This is a genomic window from Methylobacterium sp. J-048 (genome assembly GCF_022829515.1).
GTDB lineage: Bacteria > Pseudomonadota > Alphaproteobacteria > Rhizobiales > Beijerinckiaceae > Methylobacterium.
The window spans coordinates 48,427-75,035 of sequence record NZ_JAKSYL010000084.1; the positions used below are offsets into that span (position 1 = coordinate 48,427).

At 70.8% G+C, this 26,609-nt stretch carries 20 protein-coding genes; 7 read left to right on the top strand and 13 right to left on the bottom strand.

Annotation, left to right across the window (positions count from 1 at the left end):
* Window positions 1-8: 8 nt before the first annotated feature.
* The 3 genes from MKL09_RS05730 to MKL09_RS05740 all read left to right on the top strand — a co-directional run bounded on the left by MKL09_RS05730 (window position 9) and on the right by MKL09_RS05740 (window position 7,553).
* Window positions 9-308 carry an antibiotic biosynthesis monooxygenase family protein gene (locus MKL09_RS05730; protein ID WP_243972277.1) on the top strand — a complete coding sequence of 100 codons (300 nt, stop codon included), beginning with the start codon at window positions 9-11 and terminating at the stop codon, window positions 306-308.
* A gap of 620 nt (window positions 309-928) precedes the next feature.
* Window positions 929-6,226 (top strand): alpha-2-macroglobulin family protein, encoded by a 5,298-nt coding sequence (locus MKL09_RS05735; RefSeq protein WP_244018787.1) that lies wholly within the window; start codon window positions 929-931, stop codon window positions 6,224-6,226.
* Between the two features lie 202 nt (window positions 6,227-6,428).
* Window positions 6,429-7,553, top strand: a complete 1,125-nt coding sequence (locus MKL09_RS05740; protein WP_244018789.1) for a mechanosensitive ion channel family protein — start codon at window positions 6,429-6,431, stop codon at window positions 7,551-7,553.
* Between the two features lie 130 nt (window positions 7,554-7,683).
* Here the strand turns inward: MKL09_RS05740 and rlmN are convergent, their stop codons facing one another.
* From rlmN to recQ, 7 genes are all read right to left on the bottom strand, one after another.
* Window positions 7,684-8,958 carry a 23S rRNA (adenine(2503)-C(2))-methyltransferase RlmN gene (gene rlmN, locus MKL09_RS05745; protein ID WP_244018791.1) on the bottom strand — a complete coding sequence of 425 codons (1,275 nt, stop codon included), beginning with the start codon at window positions 8,956-8,958 and terminating at the stop codon, window positions 7,684-7,686.
* Between the two features lie 165 nt (window positions 8,959-9,123).
* Window positions 9,124-9,462 carry a Grx4 family monothiol glutaredoxin gene (grxD, locus tag MKL09_RS05750; protein WP_243939722.1) on the bottom strand — a complete coding sequence of 113 codons (339 nt, stop codon included), beginning with the start codon at window positions 9,460-9,462 and terminating at the stop codon, window positions 9,124-9,126.
* A 42-nt stretch (window positions 9,463-9,504) separates the two neighbouring features.
* The gene (locus tag MKL09_RS05755) at window positions 9,505-9,999 is read right to left on the bottom strand and encodes a DUF29 domain-containing protein (RefSeq protein WP_244018794.1); all 495 of its coding nucleotides are present in this window, start codon (window positions 9,997-9,999) and stop codon (window positions 9,505-9,507) included.
* A gap of 24 nt (window positions 10,000-10,023) precedes the next feature.
* Window positions 10,024-10,260 (bottom strand): BolA family protein, encoded by a 237-nt coding sequence (locus tag MKL09_RS05760; RefSeq protein WP_007568343.1) that lies wholly within the window; start codon window positions 10,258-10,260, stop codon window positions 10,024-10,026.
* Window positions 10,261-10,287: 27 nt separating this feature from the next.
* Window positions 10,288-12,513: a phosphoribosylformylglycinamidine synthase subunit PurL gene (purL, locus tag MKL09_RS05765; protein WP_244018796.1), complete on the bottom strand. Its 2,226-nt coding sequence runs from the start codon at window positions 12,511-12,513 to the stop codon at window positions 10,288-10,290.
* Between the two features lie 139 nt (window positions 12,514-12,652).
* Entirely contained in the window at window positions 12,653-13,807 is a 1,155-nt protein-coding gene (locus MKL09_RS05770) for a hydrolase (protein ID WP_244018865.1), read from the bottom strand.
* A 211-nt stretch (window positions 13,808-14,018) separates the two neighbouring features.
* Window positions 14,019-15,860, bottom strand: a complete 1,842-nt coding sequence (gene recQ, locus MKL09_RS05775) for a DNA helicase RecQ (RefSeq protein WP_244018798.1) — start codon at window positions 15,858-15,860, stop codon at window positions 14,019-14,021.
* Window positions 15,861-15,943: 83 nt separating this feature from the next.
* On the opposite strand from recQ, the gene MKL09_RS05780 reads away from it, so the two are divergent.
* The gene (locus MKL09_RS05780) at window positions 15,944-16,180 is read left to right on the top strand and encodes a type II toxin-antitoxin system VapB family antitoxin (RefSeq protein ID WP_058193523.1); all 237 of its coding nucleotides are present in this window, start codon (window positions 15,944-15,946) and stop codon (window positions 16,178-16,180) included.
* Complete coding sequence (locus MKL09_RS05785; RefSeq protein WP_244018800.1) at window positions 16,180-16,581, top strand: type II toxin-antitoxin system VapC family toxin; 402 nt, start codon at window positions 16,180-16,182, stop codon at window positions 16,579-16,581. The genes MKL09_RS05780 and MKL09_RS05785 overlap by 1 nt, the downstream gene beginning before the upstream one ends.
* A gap of 3 nt (window positions 16,582-16,584) precedes the next feature.
* Here the strand turns inward: MKL09_RS05785 and denD are convergent, their stop codons facing one another.
* The 5 genes from denD to MKL09_RS05810 all read right to left on the bottom strand — a co-directional run bounded on the left by denD (window position 16,585) and on the right by MKL09_RS05810 (window position 22,014).
* Window positions 16,585-17,562, bottom strand: coding sequence for a D-erythronate dehydrogenase (gene denD / locus MKL09_RS05790; RefSeq protein ID WP_244018802.1), 978 nt, complete (start codon window positions 17,560-17,562; stop codon window positions 16,585-16,587).
* A gap of 27 nt (window positions 17,563-17,589) precedes the next feature.
* Window positions 17,590-18,864, bottom strand: a complete 1,275-nt coding sequence (gene otnK, locus MKL09_RS05795) for a 3-oxo-tetronate kinase (protein WP_244018804.1) — start codon at window positions 18,862-18,864, stop codon at window positions 17,590-17,592.
* Window positions 18,861-19,643 carry a 2-oxo-tetronate isomerase gene (gene otnI / locus MKL09_RS05800; protein ID WP_244018806.1) on the bottom strand — a complete coding sequence of 261 codons (783 nt, stop codon included), beginning with the start codon at window positions 19,641-19,643 and terminating at the stop codon, window positions 18,861-18,863. The genes otnK and otnI overlap by 4 nt, the downstream gene beginning before the upstream one ends.
* Before the next feature lie 29 nt (window positions 19,644-19,672).
* On the bottom strand, window positions 19,673-20,587 hold the full coding sequence (gene ltnD, locus MKL09_RS05805) for an L-threonate dehydrogenase (protein WP_244018808.1): 915 nt from the start codon (window positions 20,585-20,587) through the stop codon (window positions 19,673-19,675).
* Window positions 20,588-20,694: 107 nt separating this feature from the next.
* Entirely contained in the window at window positions 20,695-22,014 is a 1,320-nt protein-coding gene (locus tag MKL09_RS05810) for an MFS transporter (RefSeq protein WP_244018810.1), read from the bottom strand.
* Between the two features lie 343 nt (window positions 22,015-22,357).
* On the opposite strand from MKL09_RS05810, the gene MKL09_RS05815 reads away from it, so the two are divergent.
* Both MKL09_RS05815 and MKL09_RS05820 read left to right on the top strand, forming a co-directional pair.
* Window positions 22,358-23,365, top strand: coding sequence for a LacI family DNA-binding transcriptional regulator (locus MKL09_RS05815; protein ID WP_244018812.1), 1,008 nt, complete (start codon window positions 22,358-22,360; stop codon window positions 23,363-23,365).
* Entirely contained in the window at window positions 23,362-24,042 is a 681-nt protein-coding gene (locus tag MKL09_RS05820; RefSeq protein WP_244018814.1) for an aldolase, read from the top strand. Before MKL09_RS05815 ends, MKL09_RS05820 begins: the two co-directional genes overlap by 4 nt.
* A gap of 320 nt (window positions 24,043-24,362) precedes the next feature.
* On the opposite strand, the gene glyS is transcribed toward MKL09_RS05820, so the two are convergent.
* Window positions 24,363-26,552 carry a glycine--tRNA ligase subunit beta gene (gene glyS / locus MKL09_RS05825; RefSeq protein ID WP_244018816.1) on the bottom strand — a complete coding sequence of 730 codons (2,190 nt, stop codon included), beginning with the start codon at window positions 26,550-26,552 and terminating at the stop codon, window positions 24,363-24,365.
* Window positions 26,553-26,609: the final 57 nt, after the last annotated feature.

Genomic DNA, 26,609 nt, shown 5'->3' on the forward strand with positions numbered 1-26,609 from the left:
TCGACGCCATGATCCTCGAAATCGCACAGATCGAGATCAAGCCCGGGATGGAGGCGGCGTTCGAGGCCGGCATCGCCGAGGCCTCGGCGATCTTCAAGGCCGCCAAGGGCTGCCGTGCCTTCGAGGTGCGCCGCTCGATCGAGCACCCCCAGCGCTACCGCCTGATGATCCACTGGGACACGCTGGAAGCCCACACCAAGGACTTCACCGGCTCGCAGCCCTGGCAGGATTACCGCGCCCTGGTCTCGCACTGCTTCGCCGGACCGGTCTCGGTCGAGCACACCGAGCAGGTGCTCAAGGCATTTTAATCCGGTTTTTTGGTTTCGGTTTGCGCCCGTCGTGACGGCGCGGCACGACGGGCCGCGCCGCTCCCCGTGACAGGCGCGGGTTCCTCTCCCATGGGGCTCCGATGTTCACACATCGCTGCCGGATGAGGGCCAAGGCTACCCCCAAGCGCGTCTCCCTCCCCCCTTCTGCGGGCTATCGGCTTCACACATCCCCGGATGTGGCGCGGGTCCCCTCTCCCGTGCGGGAGAGGGACAGGGTGAGGGATGCGACCTCTCCGGACAGACCTGATCCCTCACCCCAACCCTCTCCCGCACGGGAGAGGGGGCGCGTGGCGGCTTTCGCAAGCCGATGTGTGAAACATCGTAGCTCTGCGGGGGAGGGAGAGCCGCGGTGTCTCCAGCGTATCGTGCAGACCCCGATTTGTGAATCCGCCAGCCCGTACAGGAGCGGAGGTGCGTCGCGGCCTGCAAAAGCCCCTCGCTCCTCGACCCTGTCGCGGCCGTAGCCCCTCGCAAAGGGGCCGCAGAACGGCTCCGAACACGCGCCCAAGGCGTTGCGGCGAGACTCGCAGGTGCTAGGCTTCCGCCCGGCCGATCCCGGTGCGATTCGTCCGGGATCCGGGACCGACGAGGGCAAGCGCATGGCGTGGCGGAACCGGCTCGCGGGTGCTCTGGCGCTTCTGGCAGGCCTGGCCTGCGGGCCGGCCCTCGCCCAGACCACGCCGGCCGCCCGCGCCGCTTCGCGGCCAGCGGCCGTCCAAGCACCAACCTTCAAAAAAAACTTCGTCCGCAACGATCTCGCCAGCGCCGCCGTGCGGCTCGAAGCGGCTTTGCGCGCCGAAGCCGGGGCCCCCCTGAGGCCGGCCGGCCAGTCCCTGGCCGCCGGACAGGCGCTGCTCGCCGCTGACAAGCCGGACGCGGCGCTGGCCCCGCTCACCGCGGCTGTGGCGGCCGACCCGGCTGATATCCGCGCCTGGCAGGCTTACGCCCGGGCCGCCGCGGCGGCGGTCGAGACCCTGGAGGAAAACGACTACCAGGGCCGTGCCCGCCTGCGGGACCGGGCCGTCGCCGCGGCCTATCGGGCTTACGAGCGTTCCGGATCGCCCGCCGACGCGGCGGCGTCCCTGGCCCAGCTCGCCGCCGTGGAGGCCGGACAATCGTCCTGGCGGCCGGCCCTGGAGGCCTACGCCGCCAGCCTCGCCCTCGACGACGTCCCCGGAATCCGCCGGACCTACGAGGCCCTGCGGGTCGAGCACGGCTTCCGAATCCTCGGCTACAAGGTCGATGCCGACGCCGCCGCGCCGCGCCTGTGCTTCACGTTCTCGGAGCCGCTGCTGCCCAAGACCGATTACGCCCCCTACGTGGCGGTCTCGGGCAGCAGCAGCGCCGCCGTGACCGCGGAGGGCGCGCAGGTCTGCGTCGACGGGCTCAAGCACGGCGGCCGCTACGCCGTGGTCCTGCGCCAGGGTCTGGCCTCGACGGTGGGCGAGAGCCTGCTCACATCCGCCGATTACGAGATCTACGTCCGCGACCGCGCCCCGCAGGTCCGGTTCACCGGGCGCAACTACGTCCTGCCGCGCACCGGCCAAGCGGGCGTGCCGCTGGTCTCGGTCAATGCCGCCAAGCTCGACGTGGAGGTCCTGCGCATCGGCGACCGCGGCCTGCTGCCGACCCTGCGCTCGGAGGATTTTCTGGGCCAGCTCAGCGGTGCGACCGCCAGGACCCTGGCGGCCGAGAAGGGCGTGCGCGTCTGGAAGGGTACCCTCGACACCGCCAAGGCCGAGCTGAACCAGGAGGCGGTGACCGCCTTCCCGGTCCTGCAGGCTTTGGGCAGGCTGGAGCCCGGCCTCTACGTGATGCTGGCCCGGCCTTCCGGCACGGGCGCGCCGGACGAGGACAGCTACGAGACCCAGGCGACCCAGTGGTTCGTGGTCTCAGATCTCGGGCTCACCGCCACCAAGGGGCGGGACGGGGTCCACGTGGTGCTGCGCTCGCTCGCCTCCGCGCAGGTGCTGCCGGGGGCCGAGATCCGCCTGATCGCCCGCAACAACGAGGTGCTGGGCACCGCCAGGACCGACGCGCAGGGCCATGCCGCCTTCGATCCGGGGCTCGCCCGCGGGGAGGGCGGCACCGCGCCGAGCCTCGTGGTCGCCCAGGCGGGGGACGATTACGGCTTCCTCGACCTGAGCCTCGGCGCCTTCGACCTGACCGACCGCGGGGTGAAGGGCCGGCCCGAGAGCGGCGGGCTCGACGCCTACCTGTTCACCGAGCGCGGGGTCTACCGCTCGGGCGAGACCGTGCAGATCACCGCCCTGCTGCGCGATCCCCGCAACGCCGCGGTGCCGGACCTGCCGCTGACCCTGGTGGTGAAGCGCCCGGACGGGGTCGAGTACCGCCGGGTCTCGGTGCCGGACCAGGGGCTCGGCGGCCGGGCGCTGCCCCTGCCGCTGCTGTCGGGGGCCATGCACGGCACCTGGCGGGTCGCCGCCTATACCGACCCGAAGGCGCCGGCGCTCGGCACGACCAGCTTCCTGGTGGAGGATTACGTCCCCGAGCGGCTGGAGGTGACCCTCAAGGCCGCCCAGGCCGCGCTACGCCGGGGCGAGGCCGCGCAGATCGACGTCGCCGCGCGCTATCTCTACGGCGCTCCCGGCGCCGGGCTCGACGTGTCGGGCAGCGTCGTCGTGCAGGCGGCCTCGGGCAGCGGCATCACGGGCTTGGCGGGCTACACGATCGGCCTCGACGACGAGGCCGTGGAGCCGAGCGTGCAGGAGCTTTCGACCCACGCGACCACGGACGCGCAAGGGCACGCCACCGTCACGGTGCCCCTGCCGCAGGTGGCCGCGCCCCGGCCGCTGGAGGCGAAGATCACCCTCGCGGTGGGCGAGCCCGGCGGCCGGGCGCTGTCGCGCAGCCTCACCCTGCCGATCCTGCCGGCCGGGCCGGTTCTGGCCCTGCGCAAGACGTTCTCGGAGCTGAAGGCGGGCGACCGCGCGGGTTTCGAGGCGGCGTTCGCCGCCCCGGACGGGACGCTGCTGGCCCGGCCCGGGGTAACCTGGACCCTGTCGCGGGTGGAGCGGACCTACCAATGGTATCGCTCGGACGGCCGCTGGTCGTTCGAGGCGGTCAAGACCAGCCGGCGGGTCGCCAGCGGCAGCCTCGACCTCACGGCCGGGGCCCCGGGCCGGATCGAGGCGCCGGTGGGCGAGGTGGGCCGCTACCGCCTGGAGATCGCGACGGCGGGCGCCCCGGAGGCCACGGCGAGCCTCGGCTTCGAGGTCGGCTGGGGCGGCTCCGAGACAGCGGACGCGCCGGACCTGCTCGACCTGACCCTCGACAAACCCGCCTACGCGGCCGGCGACACGCTGCGGGCCACGCTCAGCCCGAAGTTCAAGGGCCAGGCCAGCCTCATGGTCGTCAGCGACCGGGTGCACGAGACCGTGGAGGTCAGCGTTCCGGCAGGCGGCACCACCGTGAGCCTGCCGGTCAAGGCCGCGTGGGGCGCCGGCGCCTACCTGGTCGCCACCGCCTACCGGCCCCTGGACCAGGCGGCCAAGCGGCTGCCGGGCCGGGCGCTGGGGCTGGCCTGGTTCTCGGTAGATCGCGAGCGGCGCAGCCTCGGCGTCACCCTTAAGGCGCCGGAACGCACCCGCCCGCGCCAGGATCTGACCCTCCCGGTGCAGCTCACCGGGATGAAGCCCGGCGAGGCGGCCCGGATCACCGTGGCGCTGGTCGATGTCGGCATCCTCAACCTGACCCGCTACGAGGCGCCGAACCCGACCCAGTACTTCCTCGGCCAGAGGGCCCTGGGGCCGGAATTCCGCGACCTCTACGGCTACCTGATCGACGGCATGCAGGGCTCGGCCGGGGCGATCCGCTCCGGCGGCGACGCGGGCGGCGGCGAGCTCGCCGACGCGCCGCCAACCCAGGCGCCGCTCGCCCTGTTCTCGGGCGTCGTGACCGTGGGGCCGGATGGCGCCGCCAGCGTCACCTTCCCGCTGCCGGCCTTCAACGGCACCGGCCGGGTGATGGTCACCGCCTGGAGCGGCGACCGGGTCGGCCAGGCGCAGGCGGACGTGATCATCCGCGACCCCGTGGTGCTCGCCGCCACCCTGCCGCGCTTCCTCGATACCGGCGACCGCTCGCGCCTGTTCGTGGCGCTCGACAATGTCGAGGGCCGGGCCGGCGACTACACGGTGGACATCGCCCCGTCCGGCCCGATCCTGATCGGCGCCAGCGCGTTGCGGCAGACGATCCGGCTGGAGGCCGGGGGACGGGGTCAGGTCGCGATCCCGCTCACCGCCGCGGGGCCGGGCACGGCGCGGCTCGACCTCGCCCTGTCGGGGCCGGGTCTCGACGGGACCCTGAGCCAGAGCTTCGCGCTCGGCGTGCTGCCGGGGACCGGGGCGCTGCTGCGCCGCTCGGTGCGAACGCTCGCCCCCGGGACCGGCCTGACGGTCAGCGCCGACCTGCTGGCCGACCTGCTGCCGGGCACCGGCAGCGTCTCGCTCTCGGCCTCGGCGCTGCCCGGCCTCGACGTGCCGGCCCTGCTCCAGGCCCTCGACCGCTATCCCTATGGCTGCTCCGAGCAGATCGTCAGCCGGGCGATGCCGCTGCTCTACGTCAACCGCCTGGCCGCCCTGGACAAGCTCGCCCTCGACGCCAACGTCGACGACCGGGTGCGCGAATCGATCGAGCGGCTGCTCGCCCGCCAGGATGCGAGCGGCGATTTCGGCCTGTGGTCGGCGCAAGGCTCAGGCGACCTCTGGCTCGATGCCTACGTGACCGACTTCCTCACCCGCGCCCGGGAGCGCGGCTTCGCGGTGCCCCAGGGGGCCTTCGCCCAGGCCCTCGACCGTTTGCGCAATACGGTCGCCAACGCCACGGAGGTGCGGGACGGCGGCGCCGACCTCGCCTACGCGGCCTACGTCCTGGCCCGCAACGGCCGGCCGGTGATCGGCGACCTGCGCTACCTCGCCGACACCAAGCTCGACGCCTTCGCCACCGGGCTCGCCCGGGCGCAGCTCGCGGCTTCCCTGGCGCTGCTCGGCGACCGGGGCCGCGCCGCCACGGTGATGGACTCGGCGCTCGCCGCGCTGAAGTCCCGGCGGGATGCGGGCCTCTACCGGGCCGATTACGGCTCCCGCCTGCGCGACGGCGCCGGGCTGATTGCCCTGGCGGCGGAGAGCGGGCTCACCCAGGCCGCCCTGGCCCCGGTGGCCGCCATCATCGGCGAGGAGCGGCAGGATACGCGAGCGACCAGCACGCAGGAGAATGCCTGGCTGGTGCTCGCCGCCGAAAGTCTGTCCAAGGAGGCGGAAGCGCTGTCCTTCAGCCTCGACGGCGTGGCGCAGACCGGTGCGCTCGCCCGGATCTACCGGGGGGCGGCGCTGGAGGGGCGCAACGTCGAACTCACCAATACCGGCCGGGCGCCGGTGCAGGTGGCCCTGGGGGTGAACGGCAGCCCGCTGGTGCCCGAGCCCGCCGCGGCGCAGGGCTACACGATCGCGCGCACCTTCCACCGGCTGGACGGCAGCCTGGTCGATCCGGCCCAGGGCCTGCGCCAGAACGACCGGCTCGTGGTGGTGCTCAAGGTCACCGAGGACAAGGCCCGGGCCGCCCGGCTCCTGCTGGTCGATCCGCTGCCGGCGGGCCTCGAGATCGACAACCCGAAGCTGCTCGACGCCGACGCCCTCCAGGGCCTCGCCTTCGCCAAGTCCGACGTGCAGCCGGTCCACACCGAGTTCCGTGACGACCGGTTCGTTGCCGCCTACGACCGCACCCCGGAGCAATCGGCGTTCTTCACCGTGGCCTACACGGTCCGGGCGGTCTCGCCGGGCAGCTACGTGCATCCGGGCGCCTCGGTGGAGGACATGTACCGCCCGGCCCGGTTCGGCCGCATGGCGACCGGGAGCGTGGAGATCGGCGCGGCTCGGTAGAGGCGCCAGCGACGGATCGCTCGGCGGCCGATGCGGGTCTGTCGAATCGCGCGCGATGCCGACCAACCCGCCGAAGCGCAACCGCCCGGCCGCGCCCTCACCAGGTCGCTGCATTGCAGCAGCGGCATGGTGCATTGCGGAACCTCGGCTGGCGCCCTCCATTCCTCCAGGTCCCGTTCGGAACCCGTGGAGGTCATGCCCGATGCCGGACCTTGATGCCCTGACCGGCCGTGCCGCCTCCGTGCTGGCCTATCTGCCGTGGTGGGCCGAGAGCCTGATCGTGATCGTCGCCTGCTGCGCCGTGGTGATGCCGCTGCACGGCGTCGCCTACCGGGCGCTGAAGCGGGCGGTGGCAGGCAAGAGCCTGTTCTGGCGCTCGCTGGTTTCCCGCACCCACGGCCCAAGCCGGCTGGGCCTGATCGTCGTGGCGATCAGCATCGCCTCGACCACGGTGCACCTGTCCTGGGAGGTGCGGATCGCCCTCAACCAGATCCTGCTGGTCGCCTTCGTGACCCTGACCGGCTGGTGCTGCGCCACCGCGCTCCACATCGCCACGGTGATCTACCTGCGCCGGTTCAAGCTCGACGCCGAGGATAACCTGCTGGCGCGCAAGCACTTCACGCAGATGCGCATCCTGGAGCGGGCCGCCGTGACCCTGGTCGGCCTCATCACGGTCTCGGTGGCGCTGATGACCTTCGAGCCGGTGCGCCAGTACGGGGTGAGCCTGCTGGCCTCGGCGGGCGCCGCCGGCCTGATCCTGGGCCTCGCCATGCAGCCGGTCCTGTCGAACCTCGTGGCCGGCATCCAGATCGCCATCACCCAGCCGATCCGGATCGAGGACGCGATCATCGTCGAGAACGAGTGGGGCTGGGTCGAGGAGATCACCGCGACCTACGTGGTGGTGCGCCTGTGGGATTGGCGCCGGCTGGTGCTGCCGCTGACCTACTTCATCCAGAAGCCGTTCCAGAACTGGACCCGCGACGGCGCCTCGCTGATCGGCAGCGTGTTCCTCTACGTCGACCACCGCGCCCCCGTCGCGCGGATGCGCGAGAAGCTGTCGGAGATCGCCGCCGCCACGCCCCTGTGGGACGGCAAGGTGGTCAACCTTCAGGTCTCGGACGCCAAGGAATCGACCATCGAGATCCGGATGCTGGTGAGCGCCCGCAACGCCCCCCAGGCCTGGGACCTGCGCTGCGTGATCCGCGAGGCGATGATCACCTGGCTCCAGGCCGAGCATCCGGAGGCCCTGCCGCGGCACCGCACCGAGTGGGTCGGTGCCGAGGACGCGCCCCTGCGTCGGGCGGACGGGCAGCGGATCGCGGCGTGATCCCGGGATTCCAAAGGGCCATGCCCTTTGGTGGGTCGTCAGGGCGGAGCCCGACATCGGGCGAAGCCCGGCAGCTGGGCTTTGCCCTGCACCCACGAAAGGTCTCGGACCTTTCGAAACCGGACCTGCGTCAGTCGTCGAGGCCGGCGTAAAATCCCTCGGCGCCGATGCCTTCCTCCTGCATCAGCCGGGCCCGGGCGCGCAGTTTTTCCGTCTCGCTCTTGAGCTGGCCGCAGGCGGCCAGGATGTCCCGGCCCCGGGGCGTGCGCACCGGCGAGGCGTAGCCGGCGTTGAACACGATCTCGGAGAAGCGCTCGATCCGGTCCCAGTCCGAGCATTCGTAGCGGCTGCCGGGCCAGGGATTGAACGGGATCAGGTTGATCTTGGCCGGGATGCCCTTGAGCAGGCGGACCAGCTCGCGCGCATCCGCGTCGGAATCGTTGACGCCCTTCAGCATCACGTACTCGAAGGTGATGCGGCGCGCGTTGCTCACGCCCGGATAGGTCCGGCACGCATCGAGCAGTTGGGCGATCGGGTATTTGCGGTTGAGCGGCACCAGCTCGTTGCGCAGATCGTCGCGCACGGCATGGAGCGAGATCGCCAGCATGGCGTTGGCCGCCTCGCCGAGGCGGGGAATCTGCGGCACCACCCCGGAGGTCGAGACCGTGATCCGCCGCCGGGACAGGCCGAGCCCCTCCTGATCCGAGATCACGCCGACCGCGTCGATCACGGCGTCGAGATTGTACAGGGGCTCGCCCATGCCCATGAACACGATGTTGGTGACCAGCCGTCCGACCTCGCCGGCCCCGGAGGCGTCGCGGCTGGGCATCTGGCCGGCCCAGTCGCCGAGCTCGTCCCGGGCGACCACGAGCTGCTGCACGATCTCAGCCGACGAGAGGTTGCGCACGAGGCGCTGCGTGCCGGTGTGGCAGAACGAGCAGGTGAGGGTGCAGCCAACCTGGCTCGACACGCAGAGCGTGCCGCGGTCCGGGCCCGGGATGTAGACGCACTCGATCTCGGCGCCGCGATTGTGTTCCTGCGGGTTGGTGGGCGCCATGCGCAGCAGCCACTTGCGGGTGCCGTCGCGGGAGACCTGGCGGCTCGCCACCTCGGGCCGCTCCAGGGTGAAGTGCCGCGCGAGCTCGGCCTTGAGCGCCTTGCCGACATTGGTCATCGCGGCGAAGTCGGTCGCCCCGCGGAAATTGACCCAGTGCCAGATCTGGCCCGCCCGCATGCGGCTCTCGCGCTCGGGCACGCCCATGCCGATGAGCTGTGCCTTCAGCGCATCCCGGGTCAGCCCGACCAGCGACGGCGGCCGCCCGGGGAGCAGCGCGGGTTGGAAATCGGGCACCTTCTCGATCGCGGGTTCGGCCGCGCGGGCGCTGTCGAGCGACGGCGTCGCCATGATGATCGGTCTATCCATAGCTGTGGAACGGTTCTGATATAGGCGATCGTGCCGGCGAACGCGAATGCGCCCCGCCCACGGGTGACCCGACCGGGCGCGATGGCAGCCGGACATGAAAAAGGGCGCCCGCGGGCGCCCTGATCCATCCTATGAAGTCCGAAAAAATCAGGCAGCGGCGGTCTTCACCGGCACGCCCTTCTCGGCCAGGAAGGTCTGCAGCTCGCCCGACTGGAACATCTCCCGGGTGATGTCGCAGCCGCCGACGAACTCGCCCTTCACGTAGATCTGCGGGATGGTCGGCCAGTTCGAGAACGCCTTGATGCCCTCGCGGATGCCCTGATCGGCGAGCACGTTCACGCCCTTGAACGGCACTTCGAGGTAGTTGAGGATCTGCACCACCTGGCCCGAGAAGCCGCATTGCGGCATCTGCGGCGTGCCCTTCATGAACACCACCACGTCCTGGGAGGCGATCTCGTTCTGGATGGTCGTGTTGGCGTCGGTCATCACTCTATCCTCGGTTATTCGATCTCGTATGTGCGGTCTCGATCAGCGGCGCGCAACCGAGGCGGCGATCACACGAAGCGACTGATCGATATCAAAGCGTTCGATCAAAAGGTCCTCGGCCGCGATCGGGCACGCCTTCGGTAGTCCCGGAAGAATCTGGTTCCCAAAGGCGCCGAGACCAGCCTCTGCGGCCGTGACCGCGGATTTCCAGATCCTGGGCCAGTTCAACCTCTGCCGCATCGACGACTCGTACGCGTTCCAAGCCGTGATCTGGAATGTCGCGATCTCCTCGCGCCAATGCAAGCTTGACGGGGCGAGGGGTGCGGAGGCGCGCTTCAGGAGGTGGGCGAGCGTCTGGATCAGCAGGCCCTCGACCGCCCGCAAATGGGATCGCCCCACGCTCTCGATCTCCTCCGCGACGTTCGCCCAGTCGACCGCATTCGACAGGTCGCTGCGGGTTCCGAGCGCGCGCAGAGCCGCAGCCTGCTCCTCGGCCCAGGTGACGATGTCGTCGTCGTAGAGACTCGGTCGGTCCATCGGGACGACTCTCGCGAACGGGCGCTAATCTTGAGGGACGCCCGTGGTCAGCGCAAGGGCGTGCAGCACGCCGCCCATTCGGCCCTGGAGCGCGCCGTAGACCATCTGGTGCTGGGCGACCCGGGTCTTGCCCTTGAAGGCCGCGGACAGGACGGTGGCGGCGTAATGGTCGCCGTCGCCGGCGAGGTCGCGGATCTCGACCTGCGCGTCGGGCAGCGCTTCGCGGATCATGCGCTCGATCTCGCCCGCATCCATCGGCATCGGGAAACTCCTGGGCGTAAGGGGGGTTCAGGCAGCGGGTGCGGCCGGCTGGCTCGCCATGTAGTTCGGCAGCCAGCCCTCATGGGCCGCACTCAGCTCGGACAGGGATATGGTCTCGCCGCCCGGCAGGGTCAAACGGTCGGAGCCGGTAACCCCGACCACAGCGGCATCGATGCCCTGGGCCGAGGCGCTGTAGAGCAGGTCGGTGGCCGCCTCCGGATCGACCGCCAGCAGGTAGCGGGCCTGGTCCTCGCCGAACAGGTAGGCATGGGCCGGCAGGTCCACCGGCACCTCCGGCAGGGCCGCGCCGATACCGCCGGCCATCGCCATCTCGGCGAGCGCCACGGCGAGACCGCCATCGGACAGGTCGTGGACGGTGTCGACCGTGCCGGAGAGGATCAAGGCGCGCACGAAGTCACCGTTGCGGCGCTCGACCGAGAGGTCGACGGGGGGCGGGGCGCCCTCTTCCCGGCCCTCGATCACCGCGAGATAGGACGACTGGCCGAGCCAGCCCTCGCCGGAGCCGACCAGCACCAGCACGTCACCCTCGCGCTTGAGCGCGATGGTGGCGTGGCGCTCCACGTCGTCGAGCACGCCGACGCCCCCGATGGTCGGGGTCGGCAGGATGCCGACGCCGTTGGTCTCGTTGTAGAGGGAGACGTTGCCGGACACGACCGGGAAGTCGAGGGCCCGGCAGGCCTCGCCGATGCCCTGGAGGCAGCCGACGAGCTGGCCCATCACCTCGGGCTTCTCCGGGTTGCCGAAGTTGAGGTTGTCGGTGATGGCGAGCGGGCGGGCGCCCACCGCGGTGATGTTGCGCCACGCCTCGGCCACCGCCTGCCGACCGCCCTCGACCGGGTCGGCCTCGCAGTAGCGCGGGGTGACGTCACAGGTGATTGCCAGCCCCTTCGGCCCGTCCTCGACCCGGACGATGGCGGCGTCGCCGCCGGGCTTCTGCACCGTGTTGCCGAGGATGAAGTGGTCGTACTGCTCGTAGACCCAGCGCTTCGAGGCGAGGTCAGGCGAGCCGACCAGGCGCTTGAGTGCGTCGGTGAGCGAGGCCGGCGCCGGCACCGTGGCGGCGGCGATCACCGGCTGGTGGGTGTTGGCCAGGTGCGGCCGGTCGTAGAGCGGCGCCTCGTCGCCCAACTCCTTGATCGGCAGATCGGCCACGGTCTCACCGTGCCACTTGACGACGAAGCGCAGCGTGTCGGTGGTCCGGCCGATCACCGCGAAGTCGAGCCCCCACTTCACGAAGATGCTTTCCGCCTCCGCCTCCATGCCGGGCTTGAGCACCATGAGCATGCGCTCCTGGCTCTCGGACAGCATCATCTCATAGGGGGTCATGCCGGCCTCGCGGGCCGGCACCTTCTCGATGTCCAGCTCGACGCCGAGGTCGCCCTTGGCGCCCATCTCGACCGCCGAGCAGGTCAGCCCCGCCGCGCCCATATCCTGGATGGCGATCACCGCGCCCGAGGCCATCAGCTCCAGACAGGCTTCGAGCAGCAGCTTCTCGGCAAAGGGATCGCCGACCTGCACGGTCGGGCGCTTCGACTCGGAGGCCTCGTCGAACTCCGCCGACGCCATGGTGGCGCCGTGGATGCCGTCGCGACCGGTCTTGGAGCCGAGATAGACGATCGGGTTCCCGACGCCGGTGGCCGCCGCGTAGAAGATCGCGTCGGTGCGGGCGAGCCCCACCGCCATGGCGTTGACCAGGTTGTTGCCGTCGTAGCGGCGATGGAATCCTGTCAGGCCGCCGACGGTCGGCACGCCGAAGGAATTGCCGTAGCCGCCGACGCCCGCCACCACGCCCGAGACCAGGCCGCGGGTGCGCGGGTGGTCGGGCGAGCCGAAGCGCAGGGCGTTGAGCGCCGCGATCGGCCGGGCGCCCATGGTGAACACGTCCCGCAGGATGCCGCCGACGCCGGTCGCCGCGCCCTGGTAGGGCTCGATGTAGCTCGGGTGGTTGTGGCTCTCCATCTTGAAGACGCAGGCAAGCCCGTCGCCGATATCGATGACGCCGGCATTCTCGCCCGGACCCTGGATCACGTGAGGGCCCGACGTCGGAAGCCCCTTCAGGTGCTTGCGCGACGACTTGTACGAGCAGTGCTCGTTCCACATCGCCGAGACGATGCCGAGTTCGGTGAGCGTCGGGTCGCGCCCGATCAGGCCGCGGAAGCGCTCGTACTCCTCCGGCGTGAGGCCGTGCTGGGCCACGAGCTCGGGGGTGATCGGAACGTCGTTGCGGAACATGCGAAGGTCTCGGCAGAGAGCGGCCCGTCCCGGAGGACGCGTACCGCGGCGAACCCGAACCGGGCTGAGATCTCAGGCTGCCCCGGCTCTAAAGCGGAAGCGCCCGCGCTGGCAACATCCGCCGGCGCGGGGCTGGGGGTCAGCGCCTGGTCTCGCCGACCAGATCCGCGGGCGGCCCGTCCTCCCGGCAGCGGGCGACCAGGACGTGCACTGGCTCCGGCCCGGTGACCACGTCGAGATAATCGAAGCCGCTGTCGCGCTGGCTCGCCATGAGCAGCTGGAAGTGCATCTGGAACAGGTTCCACTGGCGCCGCCCGACATCGGCGCTGGTGATCAGCTCGTGGATCGCCACCCAGAGCACGGCCGGGCGGCCGGGATCGGGCGGGGTGAGGCCGCAGGCGGCGATCGGGTTGTTCTTGTGGATCGACAGCCAGTCCCAGGTGGCGCGCACGTCGAGCCAGCGGATCTGCGCGGCCCGCCCGAAGCGCAGGAGGCTGTCGCGGAAGCCCTGGGCGGCCGGGTCGAGGCCAAGCCAGGGGATGACGCTGCCGATGCTGACGAACGAGACCGGCGTGCCGCGCCCGCCGAAGCCGGGATCCCGGGCGAGCACAAGGTCCAGCGCCTCGATGCCCAGGAAGCTCGACGAGGAATGGCCGACCACCACCACCTCGTCGGCCTCGCCCTCGGCGGCATGGATGCGCGCCGCGAAGGCGTCGAGCCGGGGGCCCATCTCAGGCGCCTCGCCGGCCGCGTAGGCATGCGTGAAGGCGGTGTCGTCCACGAGGTGGGGGACGTAGAGCGGCTTGCCGCGGGTTGCCCGGATCAGCCCGGCCAGGATCGCGTAGGCGAGCGGCGGCACCGCCAGCAGGGTCCAGGGCTGGAGTTGCGCCGGTGCCAGGGTGGCGAGCCCTGCCGCCGCGGCGAGGCTGAGGAGCGCGAACGCGAGGTAGATGTAGTGGACGCAGAAGATCACCGTGGAGAAGCGCCAGCCCTCCCGGCGCAGGTTCGCCATGTAGCCCGTCCGCCACAGCCGCCAGAGCAGGGCCGGCACACCCCGGAGCCGCGTCCAGTCGGATTGCGGGAACCGGGCTCGGACGATGTCCTCCCAGCGCAGCAGGACGTAGCGGGTCGAGACCCCGCGCGATTCCGCCGTCCAGGCGAGTTCGAGCCCGTCCGCCGAGCGGACCGGATCGCCGACCGCGATCGCCGCACCCCGGCGCGCTGCGGTGAGCCGGGCCTCGCGGCGGAACAGCCCCCAGTAGGTCTCCGGATCGCGCGGGTCGAAGCCCGGCATGTAGAACACGATGCGGGAGGTCAGCGTCCGCGGCGCGTCACCGTCCGGATCTCCGGAGGTGCGCTGGGCCGGTGGGTCGGCGACGGGGGTGCGTGTCGAAATGACGGGTCCGATCGATTCGAGTTGGCGGCCTGCCTACATGAAGCGGTCGGGCGCGCCGAGGGTGAAACTGCGTGGGGCTTGCGCCGGACCGGCCGCCGAGGCGGCAGGCTCACGCCGCCGGCGGCTCAGCCAGAAACGTGCTGATCGCCGCCACGAACTTCTCGCCATAGGCCTCGCGCTTGCGCTCGCCGACCCCGTGGACTGCGCGCAGGGCCCAGAGGTCGACGGGCTTCTGCCGGGCCATCTCGATCAGGGTCCGGTCGGGGAACACCATGAAGGCGGCGATGCCCTCGGCCCGGGCCAGGGTGGCGCGCAGGCCGCGCAGGTGCTGGAACAGCGCCTCGTCGGTCTCGGAGAGCGCGATCTCGCCATCCTCGCGCGGCGCGGTGCGGCGGCGCTCGCGCGATTCGGCCTTCGGCTCCGGGTCGGGGCGCAGCTTGACCGGCTCCCGCCCGAACAGGATCGCCTCGCCCTTCTCGGTCATGGACAGGCCGCCGTAGCCGTCGGCGTTCTCGGCGATCGCCCCGGCGGCGAAGAGCTGGCGCAGGATCGCCCGCCAGGCGGCCACCGGCTTGTCCGACCCAACTCCGAAGGTCTTGAGGCCGGTATGGCCGTTGCGGCGGACCTGCTCGCTCTCCTTGCCGTGGACCACGTCGCAGATATAGGCCGCGCCGAAGCGCTGGCCGGTGCGCACGATCGCCGACAGGATCTTCTGCGCCGCCACGGTTCCGTCGACCAGGGTGACGCCGCCGCGGCAGAGGTCGCAGCGGCCGCAGGGCTCGCTCGCCTCGCCGAAATAGCCGAGCAGCGACTGGCGCCGACAGGTGGCGCCCTCGCACAGGGAGATCATCGCCTCGAGCTTGCGCCGCTCGACCCGGCGGCGCTCGTCCGAAATCTCCTTCTCGTCGATCTGCCGGCGGCGCAATGCCATGTCGTCGAGGCCGTAGAGGGTCAGCGTGTCGGCCGGCAGCCCGTCGCGTCCGGCGCGGCCGATCTCCTGGTAGTAGCCTTCGACGTTGTTGGGCATGTCGGCGTGGCAGACGAAGCGCACGTCGGGCTTGTTGATGCCCATGCCGAAGGCGATCGTGGCGGTCATCACCACGCCGTCCTCCTGGAGGAACCGGTCCTGGTTGCGCATCCGCGTGCCCTGGTCGAGCCCGGCATGGTAGGGCAGGGCGTCGAACCCGTCCTTCTTGAGGGTCTCGGCCAGCTGCTCGACGCGCTTGCGCGAGGAACAGTAGATGATCCCGCTCTCCGCCCGACGGTGCTTCAGGAACCGCTCGATCTGGCGGGCCGGGTTGTCCTTGGGCTGGAACGTCAGCCGGATGTTCGGCCGGTCGAACGAGTGGACAAAGATTTTCGGGCCGCGCCCCTGCGGGAACAGCCGCTCGGCGATCTCGGCCCGGGTGGCGGCATCGGCGGTGGCGGTCAGCGCCAGGGTCTGGACGTTGCCCAGCGCCTGCCGGGCCCGGGCGATCTCCCGGTATTCGGGTCGGAAATCGTGCCCCCATTGCGAGACGCAATGGGCTTCGTCCACCGCGAGCCGCCGGACCCCGACCCCGCGCAGGGCCTCGATGCAGCCCTCCATCAGCAGGCGCTCGGGGGAGACGAACAGCAGCCGCAATTCCCCGGAACGCAGGCTGCGCCAGGTCTCGCGGGACTCGACCTCGGTCACCGTCGAGTTGAGGGTGGCCGCCTCGACGCCGACGCTGCGCATCTGCTGCACCTGGTCGTGCATCAGCGCGATCAGGGGCGAGACCACCACGGTCAGGCCCGAATCGATGAGCGCCGGCAGCTGGTAGGTCATCGACTTGCCCGAGCCGGTGGGCATCACGGCGAACACGTCTTCACCGTCCAGAACCGCGCCGATCACCTCGTCCTGCCCGGGGCGGAAATCCTCGTACCCGAAGGTCTTCTTCAGCGCGGCGCGGGCCTCGTCGAGGCGGGTCATCGGGATCCTTGTTCGGGGTACGCGCCGCGCTTGCGGCTCAGGTGTGTAGGCACTAGCCTCCCTACGTCTACACGGAGGCTGTCGTGCCGCTCAACATCCGCAGCGAAGAGGTCAACCAATTGGCCGAGACGCTGGCATCGCGGGCCGGCGTGAGCAAGACCGAAGCCGTGCGAATCGCGCTCAAAAACGAGATCGCGCGGCGCAGCCGACGCGTGCCGCTCGCGGAACGCCTGAAACCCTTGCTCGACAAGATGGATGCCGTACCGCGCACGGGCCTGGAGGCCGACAAGGCGTTCTACGACAGCCTGAACGACGAGTGATGTTCGTCGACGCCTCGGCTCTCGTGGCGATCCTGACGGCCGAGCCGGAGCGTTCCGTCCTGCTGGACTGCCTCGATGGCGCGATGACGCCGCTCACATCGGGCATCGCCGTCTTCGAGACGGTGGTCGCGGTGGCGCGCAAGAAGGCGATCTCCGTGGCAGACGCCGAGACGGAGGTCGACGCGTTCATCCACATCGCTGGTCTGCGAATCGTGCCGATTTCGGCGGCGGAATCCGCCCTCGCCCTCACCGCCCATGCCCGTTTTGGCAAGGGCCGCCACCCCGCCCGCCTGAACCTCGGCGACTGCTTCGCCTATGCCTGCGCGCAGGTCCACGGCGTGCCCCTGCTCTATATCGGCGACGATTTCCCGCGGACTGACATCCGCTCCGCCCGCGGCTGAATCTCAGCCGCCGTGGAACTCGGCCACGTGCTGCGCCACGATCGCGTCGAAGGAGGCGTCCGCCCGGAAGCCGAGCGCGAGGGCCGCCTCCGGCTCGAACGCCTCCGGCCAGGACGAGACGATCCGGGCGATGGTCGCGTCCGGCTCACGCCGGATCAGCGCCACGGCCTTGTCGCCGGCCACGCGGCGCAAGGCCTCGATCTCCTCGGCCACCGTGGCCGAGACGCCCGGCATGGTCAGGCTGATCCGCGGGCCGATCGCCGTGAGGTCGAGCCCAGCCGCGTGGACCAGAAACCCCACCGCGGCGGCGGGGCTGGCGAACCAGTGGCGCACCGTCTCGGGCACCGGCAGCACGGCCTCCTGGCCGGCAAGCGGCTCGCGGATGATCCCCGAGAAGAAGCCCGAGGCCGCCTTGTTGGGCTTGCCCGGGCGCACGCAGATGGTCGGCAAGCGCAGACCGATCCCGTCGAGGAAGCCGCGGCGCGCGTAGTCGGCAAGCATCAGCTCGCCCATGGCCTTCTGCACGCCGTACGAGGAGGCCGGACGCAGGATGAAGTCGTCCGGGATCACCTTCGGGAAGGGCGGCCCGAACACCGCCAGCGACGAGGTGAAGACCAGATTCGGCCGGTAGCCGTCGGCGGCGTTGGCCCGGCGGATCGCGTCGAGCAGCAGCCGCGTGCCGTCGAGATTGACCCGGTAGCCGAGTTCCAGATTCGCCTCGGCCTCGCCCGAGACCACCGCGGCGAGGTGGAAGATCACCCCCGGGCGCTCGGCGATGGCGGCCTCCGCAGCACCGGGCGCGGTGAGATCCGCGGCCTCGGCCTTCACCGGGCCGGAGAAGCCCGCGGGTGCCGTGGGCGGCACGACGTCGAGCAGGGTGAGGGCGGTGAGGGGCGCGCCGCCGACCGTGCCGTCCGCGACCAGGGCATCGACGAGGCGGCGGCCGATCATGCCGGCGGCGCCGAGAATCAGGGCGTGCATGGGATACCTCTCATCTACGGGCGGTGGTCAGGCCATCATGTCCAAGGCGCGGCCAAAAAAGTCCGGGCCGCCGAAATTGCCGGATTTCAGGGCGAGCAGCATCGGCTCGGGCCGGCCGGCACTGCGCAGGATCGGCACGCCGGCGGCGATCTCGGGGCCGAGCAGGAACGCCCGGAGCCCGAGCCGATCGACCACGGCGCCCGAGGTCTCGCCCCCGGCCACCACGAGCCGGCGCACGCCGCGGGTGACCAGCCCCTCGGCGATGGCCGCCAGCGCGGTCTCGATGGCGTGGCCGACCGCGTCGACCCCGTGTTTTGCCTGGAGGGCGCGCACCGCTTCGGGGGTCGCCGAGGAGGCGATCAGCACCGGGCCGGCGGCCAGCTGCGCGTCGGCGAAGGCCAGGGCCTCGGCCACCGCGTCGGCACCGGCGAGCAGGGCCGACGTATCGAGGTGCAGAACCGGCATCTGCGCCTCCGCGGCTGCAATCTGCTGGAGGGTCGCCTGCGAGCAGCTGCCGGCGAGGCAGGCCGCGGCGCCGCCGACCGGCTCGCCCATGGCCGCACCGGCCGCATCCCGGGTGCCGCGCCCGTCGGCGACGAGGGCGCGGGCGAGGCCGAGCCCCAGCCCCGAGGCGCCCACCGAGAATTTTTTCGCGATGATCGCCCGGCCGAGGGTTTCGAGGTCGCTGTCGAAGATCGCGTCCGCGATCGCCGCCTGCTTGCCCTCCGCCGCGAGGGCGTCGAGCCGGGCCGCCACCGCCTCGGCGCCCCGGGCTACCGTCGCGGTGTCGACCAGCCCGACCGCGCCCGCGCTCTGGCGCGCCAGCACGCGCACGAGGTTGGCGTCGCGCATCGGGTTGAGCGGGTGGTCCTTGAGCGGGCTTTCGTTCAGCGGAACCGAGCCGACGAACAGGTTGCCCTGGTAGACGCTGCGTCCCGTCTCCGGGAAGGCGGGCGTGACCAGCGCGATATGCTCGCCGGCCGCGTCCCGCAGGGCGTCCATCACCGGGCCGATATTGCCGGCGTCGGTGGAGTCGAAGGTCGAGCAGACCTTGAACATCACGTGGGCCGCGCCCCGGGCCCGCAGCCAGCGTTCGGCCTCGCGGGACCGCGCCACGGCCTCGTCGGCCGGGATCGAGCGGCTCTTGAGCGCCACCACGACCGCGTCGGCCTCCGGCAGGGCGCGGTCATCCTCCGGCACGCCGATGGTCTGGATCGTGCGCAGGCCCGCCTTGGTCAGGGTGTTGGCGAGGTCCGAGGCGCCCGTGTAGTCGTCGGCGACGCATCCCAGTGCGAGGCTCATCGGGCTCTCCCTTGATAGGCGGCGAGCCAGCCGAGGCCGGCCACGGTGTCGGCGGCCGGGATGTACTCGCAGCCGACGAAGCCGGCGTAGCCGAGCCGGTCCAGCTCGTCGAACAGGAACACGTCGTTCATCTCGCCGGTACCGGGCTCGTGCCGCTCGGGCACGCTCGCGGTCTGGACATGGCCGACGATCGGCATCAGCGCGCGCAGCCGCAGGGTCACGTCGCCGTGCAGGATCTGGCAATGGTAGAGGTCGAACTGCAGCTTCAGGTTCGGCAGCGCCAAGTCGCGGATGAGATCGGCGGCCCGACCGAAATCGTTCAAAAAGTAGCCCGGCATGTTGCGGCCGTTGATCGGCTCGAGCACGAGGTCGAGGCCCGCCGCGCCCAGGCGTTCCGCCGTCCAGGCCACCGCCCGGCGATAGGCTTCGGCGGCGTGCGGATCATCGTGCGGGGCGAGGCCCGCCATCAGGTGCAGCCGGGCGACGCCGGTCGCCTCAGCGTAGCGGAGCGCCGTGTCGACGCCGGTCTTCAGTTCATCGAACCGCTCAGGAAACGCCGCCAAGCCGCGCTCACCCTTGGCGAAATCCCCCGGCGGCAGGTTGAACAGGGCCTGGGTCAGGCCGTTCGCCCGGAGCCGCTCGGCGATGGCCTCGGGCGGGTGCTCGTAGGGGAACAGGAACTCGACGGCGTCGAACCCGGCCCGGGCCGCCGCGTCGAAGCGGTCGAGGAACGGCACCTCGTTGAACATCAGGCTGAGATTGGCGGCAAAGCGCGGCATTTTCTTCGGACTCCCTGCGCGCGATCCAGTTACTTCTGCCCCGGCAGCTTCGCGCCCGAGACCTGCGCGTAGAGCCGCGCCACGGACGCATCGTCGTCCCGGCCCATGCCGGCGCCGGATGCCATCAAAAACATCTGGAGCGCCGCCGCGGCCACCGGGACCGGATATTTCTCCGCCCGGGCCATGTCCTGCACGATGCCGAGATCCTTGACGAAGATGTCGACCGCGCTCTTCGGCGCATAGTCGGCGTCGAGGATGTGGGGCACCCGGTTCTCGAACATCCAGGAATTGCCGGCCGATTTGGTGATCACCTCGTAGACGCGGGCTAGGTCGAGGCCCTGCTTGGCGGCAAAGCTCATCGCCTCGCAGGCGGCGGCGATGTGGACCCCGGCGAGCAACTGGTTGATCATTTTGAAGGCCGCGCCCTGGCCCGCCGCGTCGCCGAGCTCGTAGAGCGTGCCGGCCATGGCATTGAGGGCGGGGCGGGCCTTGGCGAAGGCGGCCGGCGAGCCCGAGGCCAGGAAGGTCAGGCCGCCATCGGCCGCGCGGGCGGCGCCGCCGCTCATCGGGGCGTCGAGATAATGGCGGCCGGTGGCCTCCAGCCGGGACGCCAGCGCCCGGGCGACGGCCGGATCCATGGTCGCCGAGGAGACGAAGACGGCGCCCTCGGGCATCGCCGCAGCGGCGCCGGTCTCGCCGAACAGCACCGCCTCGGTCTGGGCGGCGTTGACGACCACGCTCACGACCACGTCGGCGCCATCGGCGGCCTCCGCGGGATGGGCCGCGGCGGTCCCGCCCGCCGCCTGGAAGCGGGCGACGGCCTCCGGGTTCACGTCGCAGGCGGCGACGGAGAAGCCGGCCCGCAGGAGCGAGCCCGCCATGCCGGAGCCCATGGAGCCAAGGCCGATCACCGCGGCGCGGCCTGTCTGCGTGGTGGTGGCCATCGGGTTGGCTCCTGCTTTGAAGGTAACAGACTCGGCAGCAAGTGTTTGAAATACCGCGTTTTCCCCTCTCCCTTGTGGGGAGAAGAGGGCGTCGAGGCATACGCGCCTCAGCGGTTGACCATGTTGGCCGGCGTCACGAACACGCAGACCGAGCCAACCACCAGCATCACGGCCAGCGCGTACATGCCGGCCGCGGTGCTGCCGGTGGCGTCGCGCAGCGCCCCGATCACGTAGGGGCTGACGAAGCCCGCGAGGTTCCCCACCGAGTTGATCAGCGCGATGCCGGCCGCGGCACCCGCGCCGCTCAGGAAGGCGGTGGGCAGGGACCAGAACAGCGGCGAGCAGGTCAGCACGCCGGCCGCCGCCACCGAGAGCGCCGCCACGGCGATCGTGGTCGAGCCCGCGCTCGCCGAGACCACGAAGCCGACGGCGCCGATGAGCGCCGGGACGATCAGGTGCCAGCGGCGCTCGCGCATCCGGTCGGCGCTCAAGCCCAGCAGGACCATCACGACGGCCGCGCACAGGAACGGGATCGCGCTGATCAGGCCGATATTGAGGTTGCCCTGCACGCCGGACGCCTTGACGATCGTCGGCAGCCAGAAGGTCAGGCCGTACTGGCCGGTGACGAAGGCGAAGTAGATCAGGCTCATGAACCACACGCGGCCGTTGCGGAACACGGTGGCGATGGAGTGCGGGCTGGATTCCTTGCCGTGGTTGTCGGCGGCGATGTCGCGCTCGAGGACCTGCTTCTCGGCGTCGGTCAGCCACTTGGCCTCGGACGGGCGGTTGTCGAGGTAGAGGAACACGGCGACGCCGATCAGCACCGCCGGCACCGCCTCGACCAGGAACATCCATTGCCAGCCGGACAGGCCCTGGGCGCCGTTGAACGCGTCCATGATCCAGCCGGAGAGCGGGTTGCCGAAGATGCCGGAGATCGGGATCGCGGCCATGAACACCGCGATGACCTTGGCCCGGCGATGGGCCGGGAACCACTGCGTCGTGTACAGGATCACGCCCGGGTAGAACCCGGCCTCGGCCAAGCCGAGCAGGAAGCGCATCCCGTAGAAGGTCCATTCCGAGTTCACGAACACGAAGGCGCCGGAGATCACCCCCCAGGTGATCATGATCCGGGCGATCCAGACCCGGGCGCCGACCCGGTGCAGGATCACGTTCGACGGCACCTCGAACAGGAAGTAGCCCAGAAAGAAAATGCCGGCGCCGAGGCCGTAGACCGTCTCGGAGAACTTCAGCTCCTGGGACATCTGCAGCTTGGCGAAGCCGACATTCACCCGGTCGAGATACGCCACCACGTAGCAGAGCATCAGGAACGGCACGAGGCGCCAGAACACCTTCGCGTAGGTCCGGTCGACGAAGGATTTTTCCTCCGCGAGGGGAGCACCCCGCAGCGGGGCGGCTTGAACCGACATCGGCGTTCTCCCTGGTCCGCACCGCATGGAAGCGCGGGCGGATACTGATCTTCGCCGCTCGTTTCGGCAGCGCTGGCGGCGGCTGTAGCTGTTTTTGGCAGCGCTGCCAATCCTGTTGTGCGGAATAATGCAGGACGCTATGTCGGGGCATCAGGCGCTGCCAAACGCGAGACCTGCCTCCGATCCAACCCCCTCATCCTGAGGTGCGGCGAAGCCGCCTCGAAGGAGCCCCCCAGAGACCACTCCGACATCTGGAAGGCTTCTTCGAGGCCCGCTGGCGCGGGCACCTCAGGATGAGGGCACGGGTGGGAGGTGAGGCGGAGTCGCAAAAAAAGGCCGGGAGATGGACGGATTCCAGCCGCCGGGGCGGCTCGTGACGCTCACCGACGTTGCCCGCGAGGCGGGGGTCGGCGAGAGCACGGTCTCGCGGGTCCTGCGCAACCACGGTTCCTATTCGAAGCGGGCCGGGGAACGGGTCGCCGAGGCCGTGGCTCGGCTCGGCTACGTGCCGAACCGCCTCGCCGGCAGCCTCGCCGGCCCGGGGGCGAGTGCCCAGCTCGCCGGGGTGATCGTGCCCTCGCTCGCCAACGTGGTCTTCCCCGACCTGCTGCGCGGGCTGACCGGCGCGCTGGACGCCGCGGGTATTCGCTGCGTGATCGGGGTCAGCGACTACGATCCCGACCGGGAGGAGGCCCTGGCGGCCGCGCTGCTGTCGTGGCGCCCGGCCGCACTGCTGCTCACCGGTCTGGAGCACAATCCCGGGACGGTGGCTCTGGCGAAGGCCGGGGGCGTGCGCGTGGTCGAGATGATCGACACGGACGGGGCGGGGATCGACGCCGTGGTCGGCTTCTCCAACCGGGCGGTGGGGGCCGCGAGCGCCCGGCACCTCGTGGCCCGCGGATATCGGCGCATCGCCTATCTCGGCCATGACCTGCAGGTGGACCTGCGGGCGGCCAAGCGGCTGGCCGGGTTCGAGGCCGCCTTGGGCGAAGCCGGCCTGTCGCTCCAGGGCCAGGAAATCCGGTCCGGGCCGTCCTCGCCGGGTTCCGGGCGGGCCGGGCTGGAGGCGCTGCTGGCGCGCCATCCGGATCTCGACGCGGTGTATTTCTCCAACGACGACATGGCGCTCGGCGGCTACTTCGCCTGCCTGGCGGCGGGCTTGAGCGTGCCGGGGCGGATCGCTCTGTTCGGCTTCAACGGGCTCGACTTCGCGGCGGCGATGCCCCAGCCCCTGTCGACGGTGCGCACGCCGCGCCTGGAGATCGGCCGGCAGGCTGCGGCCTGCCTGATCGGTGAAGGCCCAAAAACAATCGATCTCGGATTCGAGCTGATCGAGGGAGCGACCGCATGAGCGACGAGAGCCGGCTGCGTGAGGAGATCTGCCGCTACGGCCGCTCGCTGTTCGAGCGCGGCCTGACCCCGGGCTCGTCCGGCAACATCTCGCTGCGCCTGCCCGACGGCGGCTGGCTGGTGACGCCGACCAACGCGTCGCTGGGCTTCCTCGACCCGGCCCGGATCTCGCGGCTGGACGCGGACGGCAGGCTGGTCTCGGGCGACAAGCCGACGAAAGAAATCCCGCTGCACACTGCGCTCTACGAGAGCCGGGGCGAGGCCAAGGCGATCGTGCACCTGCACTCGACCCACGCGGTGGCGGTCTCGATGCTGCCGGAGATCGACCCGCGCCAGGTTCTGCCGCCGCTGACGCCCTACTACCTGATGCGCACCGGCGGCACCGCGCTGGTGCCCTATTACCGCCCGGGCGACCCTGCGGTGGCGGACGCGATCCGGGGGCTCGCGGGCAAGTACAGCGCGGTACTGCTCGCCAATCACGGCCCGGTGGTGGCCGGCGACAGCCTGGAGGCGGCGGTCTTCGCCACCGAGGAGCTGGAGGAGACCGCCAAGCTTTATTTGCTCCTGCGCAACCTCAACCCGCGGCAGTTGAGCCCGGGGCAGGTGGCGGATCTCGTCAGCCATTTCGGGCTGACCCTGCCGGAGGTGGACGATCATGCCGGGCATGATCACGGGTGAGGCCACTTCCGGTCGAAGGGCTCGACCTCACCGTCATCACGAGCGCAGCGAAGTGACCCAGGACAGCGCGCCATTGGAGAACGCGGCGCCACGCTGGGTTGCTTCGCTGCGCTCGCAATGACGGGAGAAGCGCTCAGCGATCGCGTTGAAACCGCACGGCCTCCAACCAATCCCCCTCATCCTGAGGCGGCGGAGCGAAGCGGAGCCCTCGAAGGAGCCCTCCAGCCGGTCGCGCGATCCCTGGAGCCCTCCTTCGAGGCCCAACGATCTTCGATCGCCGGTCACCTCAGGATGAGGGGGGAGAAATGGGATGTCCGGCGCTACCCCTCGATCTTCGAGAAATCCGCCACCGCGCGCGTCGCGGCGCGCAGCGCGTTGAGCAGCAGCAGGCGGTTCTCGCGGAGCTTCGGGTCGGGGGCGTTGACTGTCACGTCCTGGAAGAAGGCGTCGACCGGCGCGCGCAGGGTCGAGAGCGCCCGCATCGCCCCGGCAAAGTCCTCGCTCGCGATGGCTTGCGATGCCGTCGCGGCGGCGCCCGCCAGGGCCTCGGCGAGCGCCTGTTCGGCCGGCTCGCCGGATGCAGCAAGCGCGGAATCGGGCGCGGCATCGTAGGCGCGGCCGTCCTTCTTCTCCTCGATCCGCAGGATGTTCGAGGCGCGCTTGACCCCGGCCAGCAGGTTTTTTCCGTCCTCGGTCTCCAGGAAAGCCTGCAGGGCCTCGACCCTGCGCACCACCATCAGCAGGTCGTCCTGGCCGGGCAGCGCGAAGACCGCGTCGATCAGGTCGTGCCGGGCGCCCTGGTCGCGCAGATAGACTTTGAGGCGGTCGGCGAAGAAGGCGAGGAGATCATCGATCCGCGGATCTGCAAACAGGTCAGTGTCGGGGGGCAGAGCAGCGAGCGCAGCCTCGACGCGCTCGGCCCCCGCCGAGAAATCAAGGATCACCGCTTGCTGGCCGGCGCGTTGCGCGTCGAATGCGTCGGGTAACACAGCCTCGGTGAGCGGCAGTCGGATCCGGTTCTCTAGGATCAGCCGAATCACGCCGAGGGCTGCCCGACGTAGGGCGTAGGGATCTTTGCTGCCGGTCGGCTTCTCGTCGATGGACCAAAAGCCGGCGAGCGTGTCGAGCTTGTCGGCCAGTGCCACCGCGATTGAGACCGGATCGCTCGGCACCCGGTCAGAGGGGCCGACCGGCTTGTAATGCTCCTCGATGGCGGCGCAGACGCTTCCGTGCTCACCCTGAAGCGCCGCATACTTCCGGCCCATCAGGCCCTGCAGCTCGGGGAACTCGCCGACCATCTCGGTGACGAGGTCGGCCTTGGCGAGGCGGGCAGCGCGCTCGGCCAGCACCGGATCGGCCCCGACCAGGGGCGCCAGCTCCTGCGCCAGGGCGGCGATGCGGGCGATCCGCTCGCCCTGGGTGCCGAGCTTTTCGTGGAAGACGATGCTGTCGAGCTTGGGCAGCCGGTCTTCCAGACGGATCGCCTTATCGGTCTCCCAGAAGAACTTTGCGTCCGACAGGCGCGCCCGGACCACCCGCTCGTTGCCGGCAGTGACCGCCAGCCCGCCGTCCGATGCCAAAAGATTCGAGACCAGGATGAAGGCGGGCGCCAGATCCTCCGAGCCGCTCTTGCGCAGGACGAAGCACTTCTGGTTCGCCCGGATGGTCGCCCGGATCGCCTCGGCCGGGATGTCGAGGAAGGCCGCGTCGAAGGAGCCCATCAGCACCACGGGCCATTCCACCAGGCCGGCCACCTCCTCCAGCAGGCCCTCGTCCTCCACGAGGTCGAGGCCGCGCGCGAAGGCGAGGTCGCGGGCGTCGTGCAGGATCACGTCCTTGCGCCGGTCGGCGTCGAGGATGACCTTCGCGCGCTCCAGGGCCTGGATGTAGTCGTCGAACCGGCGGACCTCGATCGGCCCCGGCGCCAGGAAGCGGTGCCCGTAGGTGACGGTCCCGGCCGCGATGCCGCCGACCGCGAACGGCACCACCTCGGGGGTCTCGGTTTCCGGCCCGAAGGTCGCGACGATCGATTGCAGCGGCCGCACCCAGCGCAGGGCGCCGGGCTGGGCCGAGGCCGTGCCCCAGCGCATCGCCTTCGGCCAGGGAAAGCTTTTGATGATCTCGGGCAGGAGCTCGGCGAGCACATCCAGGGTCGCGCGGCCGGGCCGCTCGATCACCGCGAGATAGAATTCCCCTTTCTTGGGGTCGCTGATTCTCTGGGCCTCGTCCAGACTCGCCAGGCCGGCGCCCTTCAAGAAACCCTGGATTGCGGCCTCGGGGGCGCCGACCCGCGGGCCGCGGCGCTCCTCGCGCACGGCCTCGCCCCGGGCGGGCAGGCCGGCGATGTGCAGGGCCAGGCGGCGCGGCGTCGAGAACGCCTTGGCGCCCTCGTACAGGAAGCCGCGCTCGACCAGCGCGTCGGTGACGAGCTTCTTCAGATCCTCCGCCGCGCGCCGCTGCATGCGGGCGGGGATCTCTTCCGAGCGGAGTTCGAGCAGGAGGTCGGGCATGGCGCGGCCATATCGCCGCGCCGCAGGCCTGTCGAGGGTCGAACGGCCGGGGCCGGA

What these genes read in the sequence shown, in the direction of transcription:
- MKL09_RS05730 (WP_243972277.1), top strand. Translation starts at nt 9, where the DNA reads ATGATCCTCGAAATCGCACAGATCGAGATCAAGCCCGGGATGGAGGCG.
- MKL09_RS05735 (WP_244018787.1), top strand. Translation starts at nt 929, where the DNA reads ATGGCGTGGCGGAACCGGCTCGCGGGTGCTCTGGCGCTTCTGGCAGGC.
- MKL09_RS05740 (WP_244018789.1), top strand. Translation starts at nt 6,429, where the DNA reads ATGCCGGACCTTGATGCCCTGACCGGCCGTGCCGCCTCCGTGCTGGCC.
- rlmN (WP_244018791.1), bottom strand. Translation starts at nt 8,958, where the DNA reads ATGGCGACGCCGTCGCTCGACAGCGCCCGCGCGGCCGAACCCGCGATC.
- grxD (WP_243939722.1), bottom strand. Translation starts at nt 9,462, where the DNA reads ATGACCGACGCCAACACGACCATCCAGAACGAGATCGCCTCCCAGGAC.
- MKL09_RS05755 (WP_244018794.1), bottom strand. Translation starts at nt 9,999, where the DNA reads ATGGACCGACCGAGTCTCTACGACGACGACATCGTCACCTGGGCCGAG.
- MKL09_RS05760 (WP_007568343.1), bottom strand. Translation starts at nt 10,260, where the DNA reads ATGCCGATGGATGCGGGCGAGATCGAGCGCATGATCCGCGAAGCGCTG.
- purL (WP_244018796.1), bottom strand. Translation starts at nt 12,513, where the DNA reads ATGTTCCGCAACGACGTTCCGATCACCCCCGAGCTCGTGGCCCAGCAC.
- MKL09_RS05770 (WP_244018865.1), bottom strand. Translation starts at nt 13,807, where the DNA reads ATGCCGGGCTTCGACCCGCGCGATCCGGAGACCTACTGGGGGCTGTTC.
- recQ (WP_244018798.1), bottom strand. Translation starts at nt 15,860, where the DNA reads ATGACCCGCCTCGACGAGGCCCGCGCCGCGCTGAAGAAGACCTTCGGG.
- MKL09_RS05785 (WP_244018800.1), top strand. Translation starts at nt 16,180, where the DNA reads ATGTTCGTCGACGCCTCGGCTCTCGTGGCGATCCTGACGGCCGAGCCG.
- denD (WP_244018802.1), bottom strand. Translation starts at nt 17,562, where the DNA reads ATGCACGCCCTGATTCTCGGCGCCGCCGGCATGATCGGCCGCCGCCTC.
- otnK (WP_244018804.1), bottom strand. Translation starts at nt 18,864, where the DNA reads ATGAGCCTCGCACTGGGATGCGTCGCCGACGACTACACGGGCGCCTCG.
- otnI (WP_244018806.1), bottom strand. Translation starts at nt 19,643, where the DNA reads ATGCCGCGCTTTGCCGCCAATCTCAGCCTGATGTTCAACGAGGTGCCG.
- ltnD (WP_244018808.1), bottom strand. Translation starts at nt 20,587, where the DNA reads ATGGCCACCACCACGCAGACAGGCCGCGCCGCGGTGATCGGCCTTGGC.
- MKL09_RS05810 (WP_244018810.1), bottom strand. Translation starts at nt 22,014, where the DNA reads ATGTCGGTTCAAGCCGCCCCGCTGCGGGGTGCTCCCCTCGCGGAGGAA.
- MKL09_RS05815 (WP_244018812.1), top strand. Translation starts at nt 22,358, where the DNA reads ATGGACGGATTCCAGCCGCCGGGGCGGCTCGTGACGCTCACCGACGTT.
- MKL09_RS05820 (WP_244018814.1), top strand. Translation starts at nt 23,362, where the DNA reads ATGAGCGACGAGAGCCGGCTGCGTGAGGAGATCTGCCGCTACGGCCGC.
- glyS (WP_244018816.1), bottom strand. Translation starts at nt 26,552, where the DNA reads ATGCCCGACCTCCTGCTCGAACTCCGCTCGGAAGAGATCCCCGCCCGC.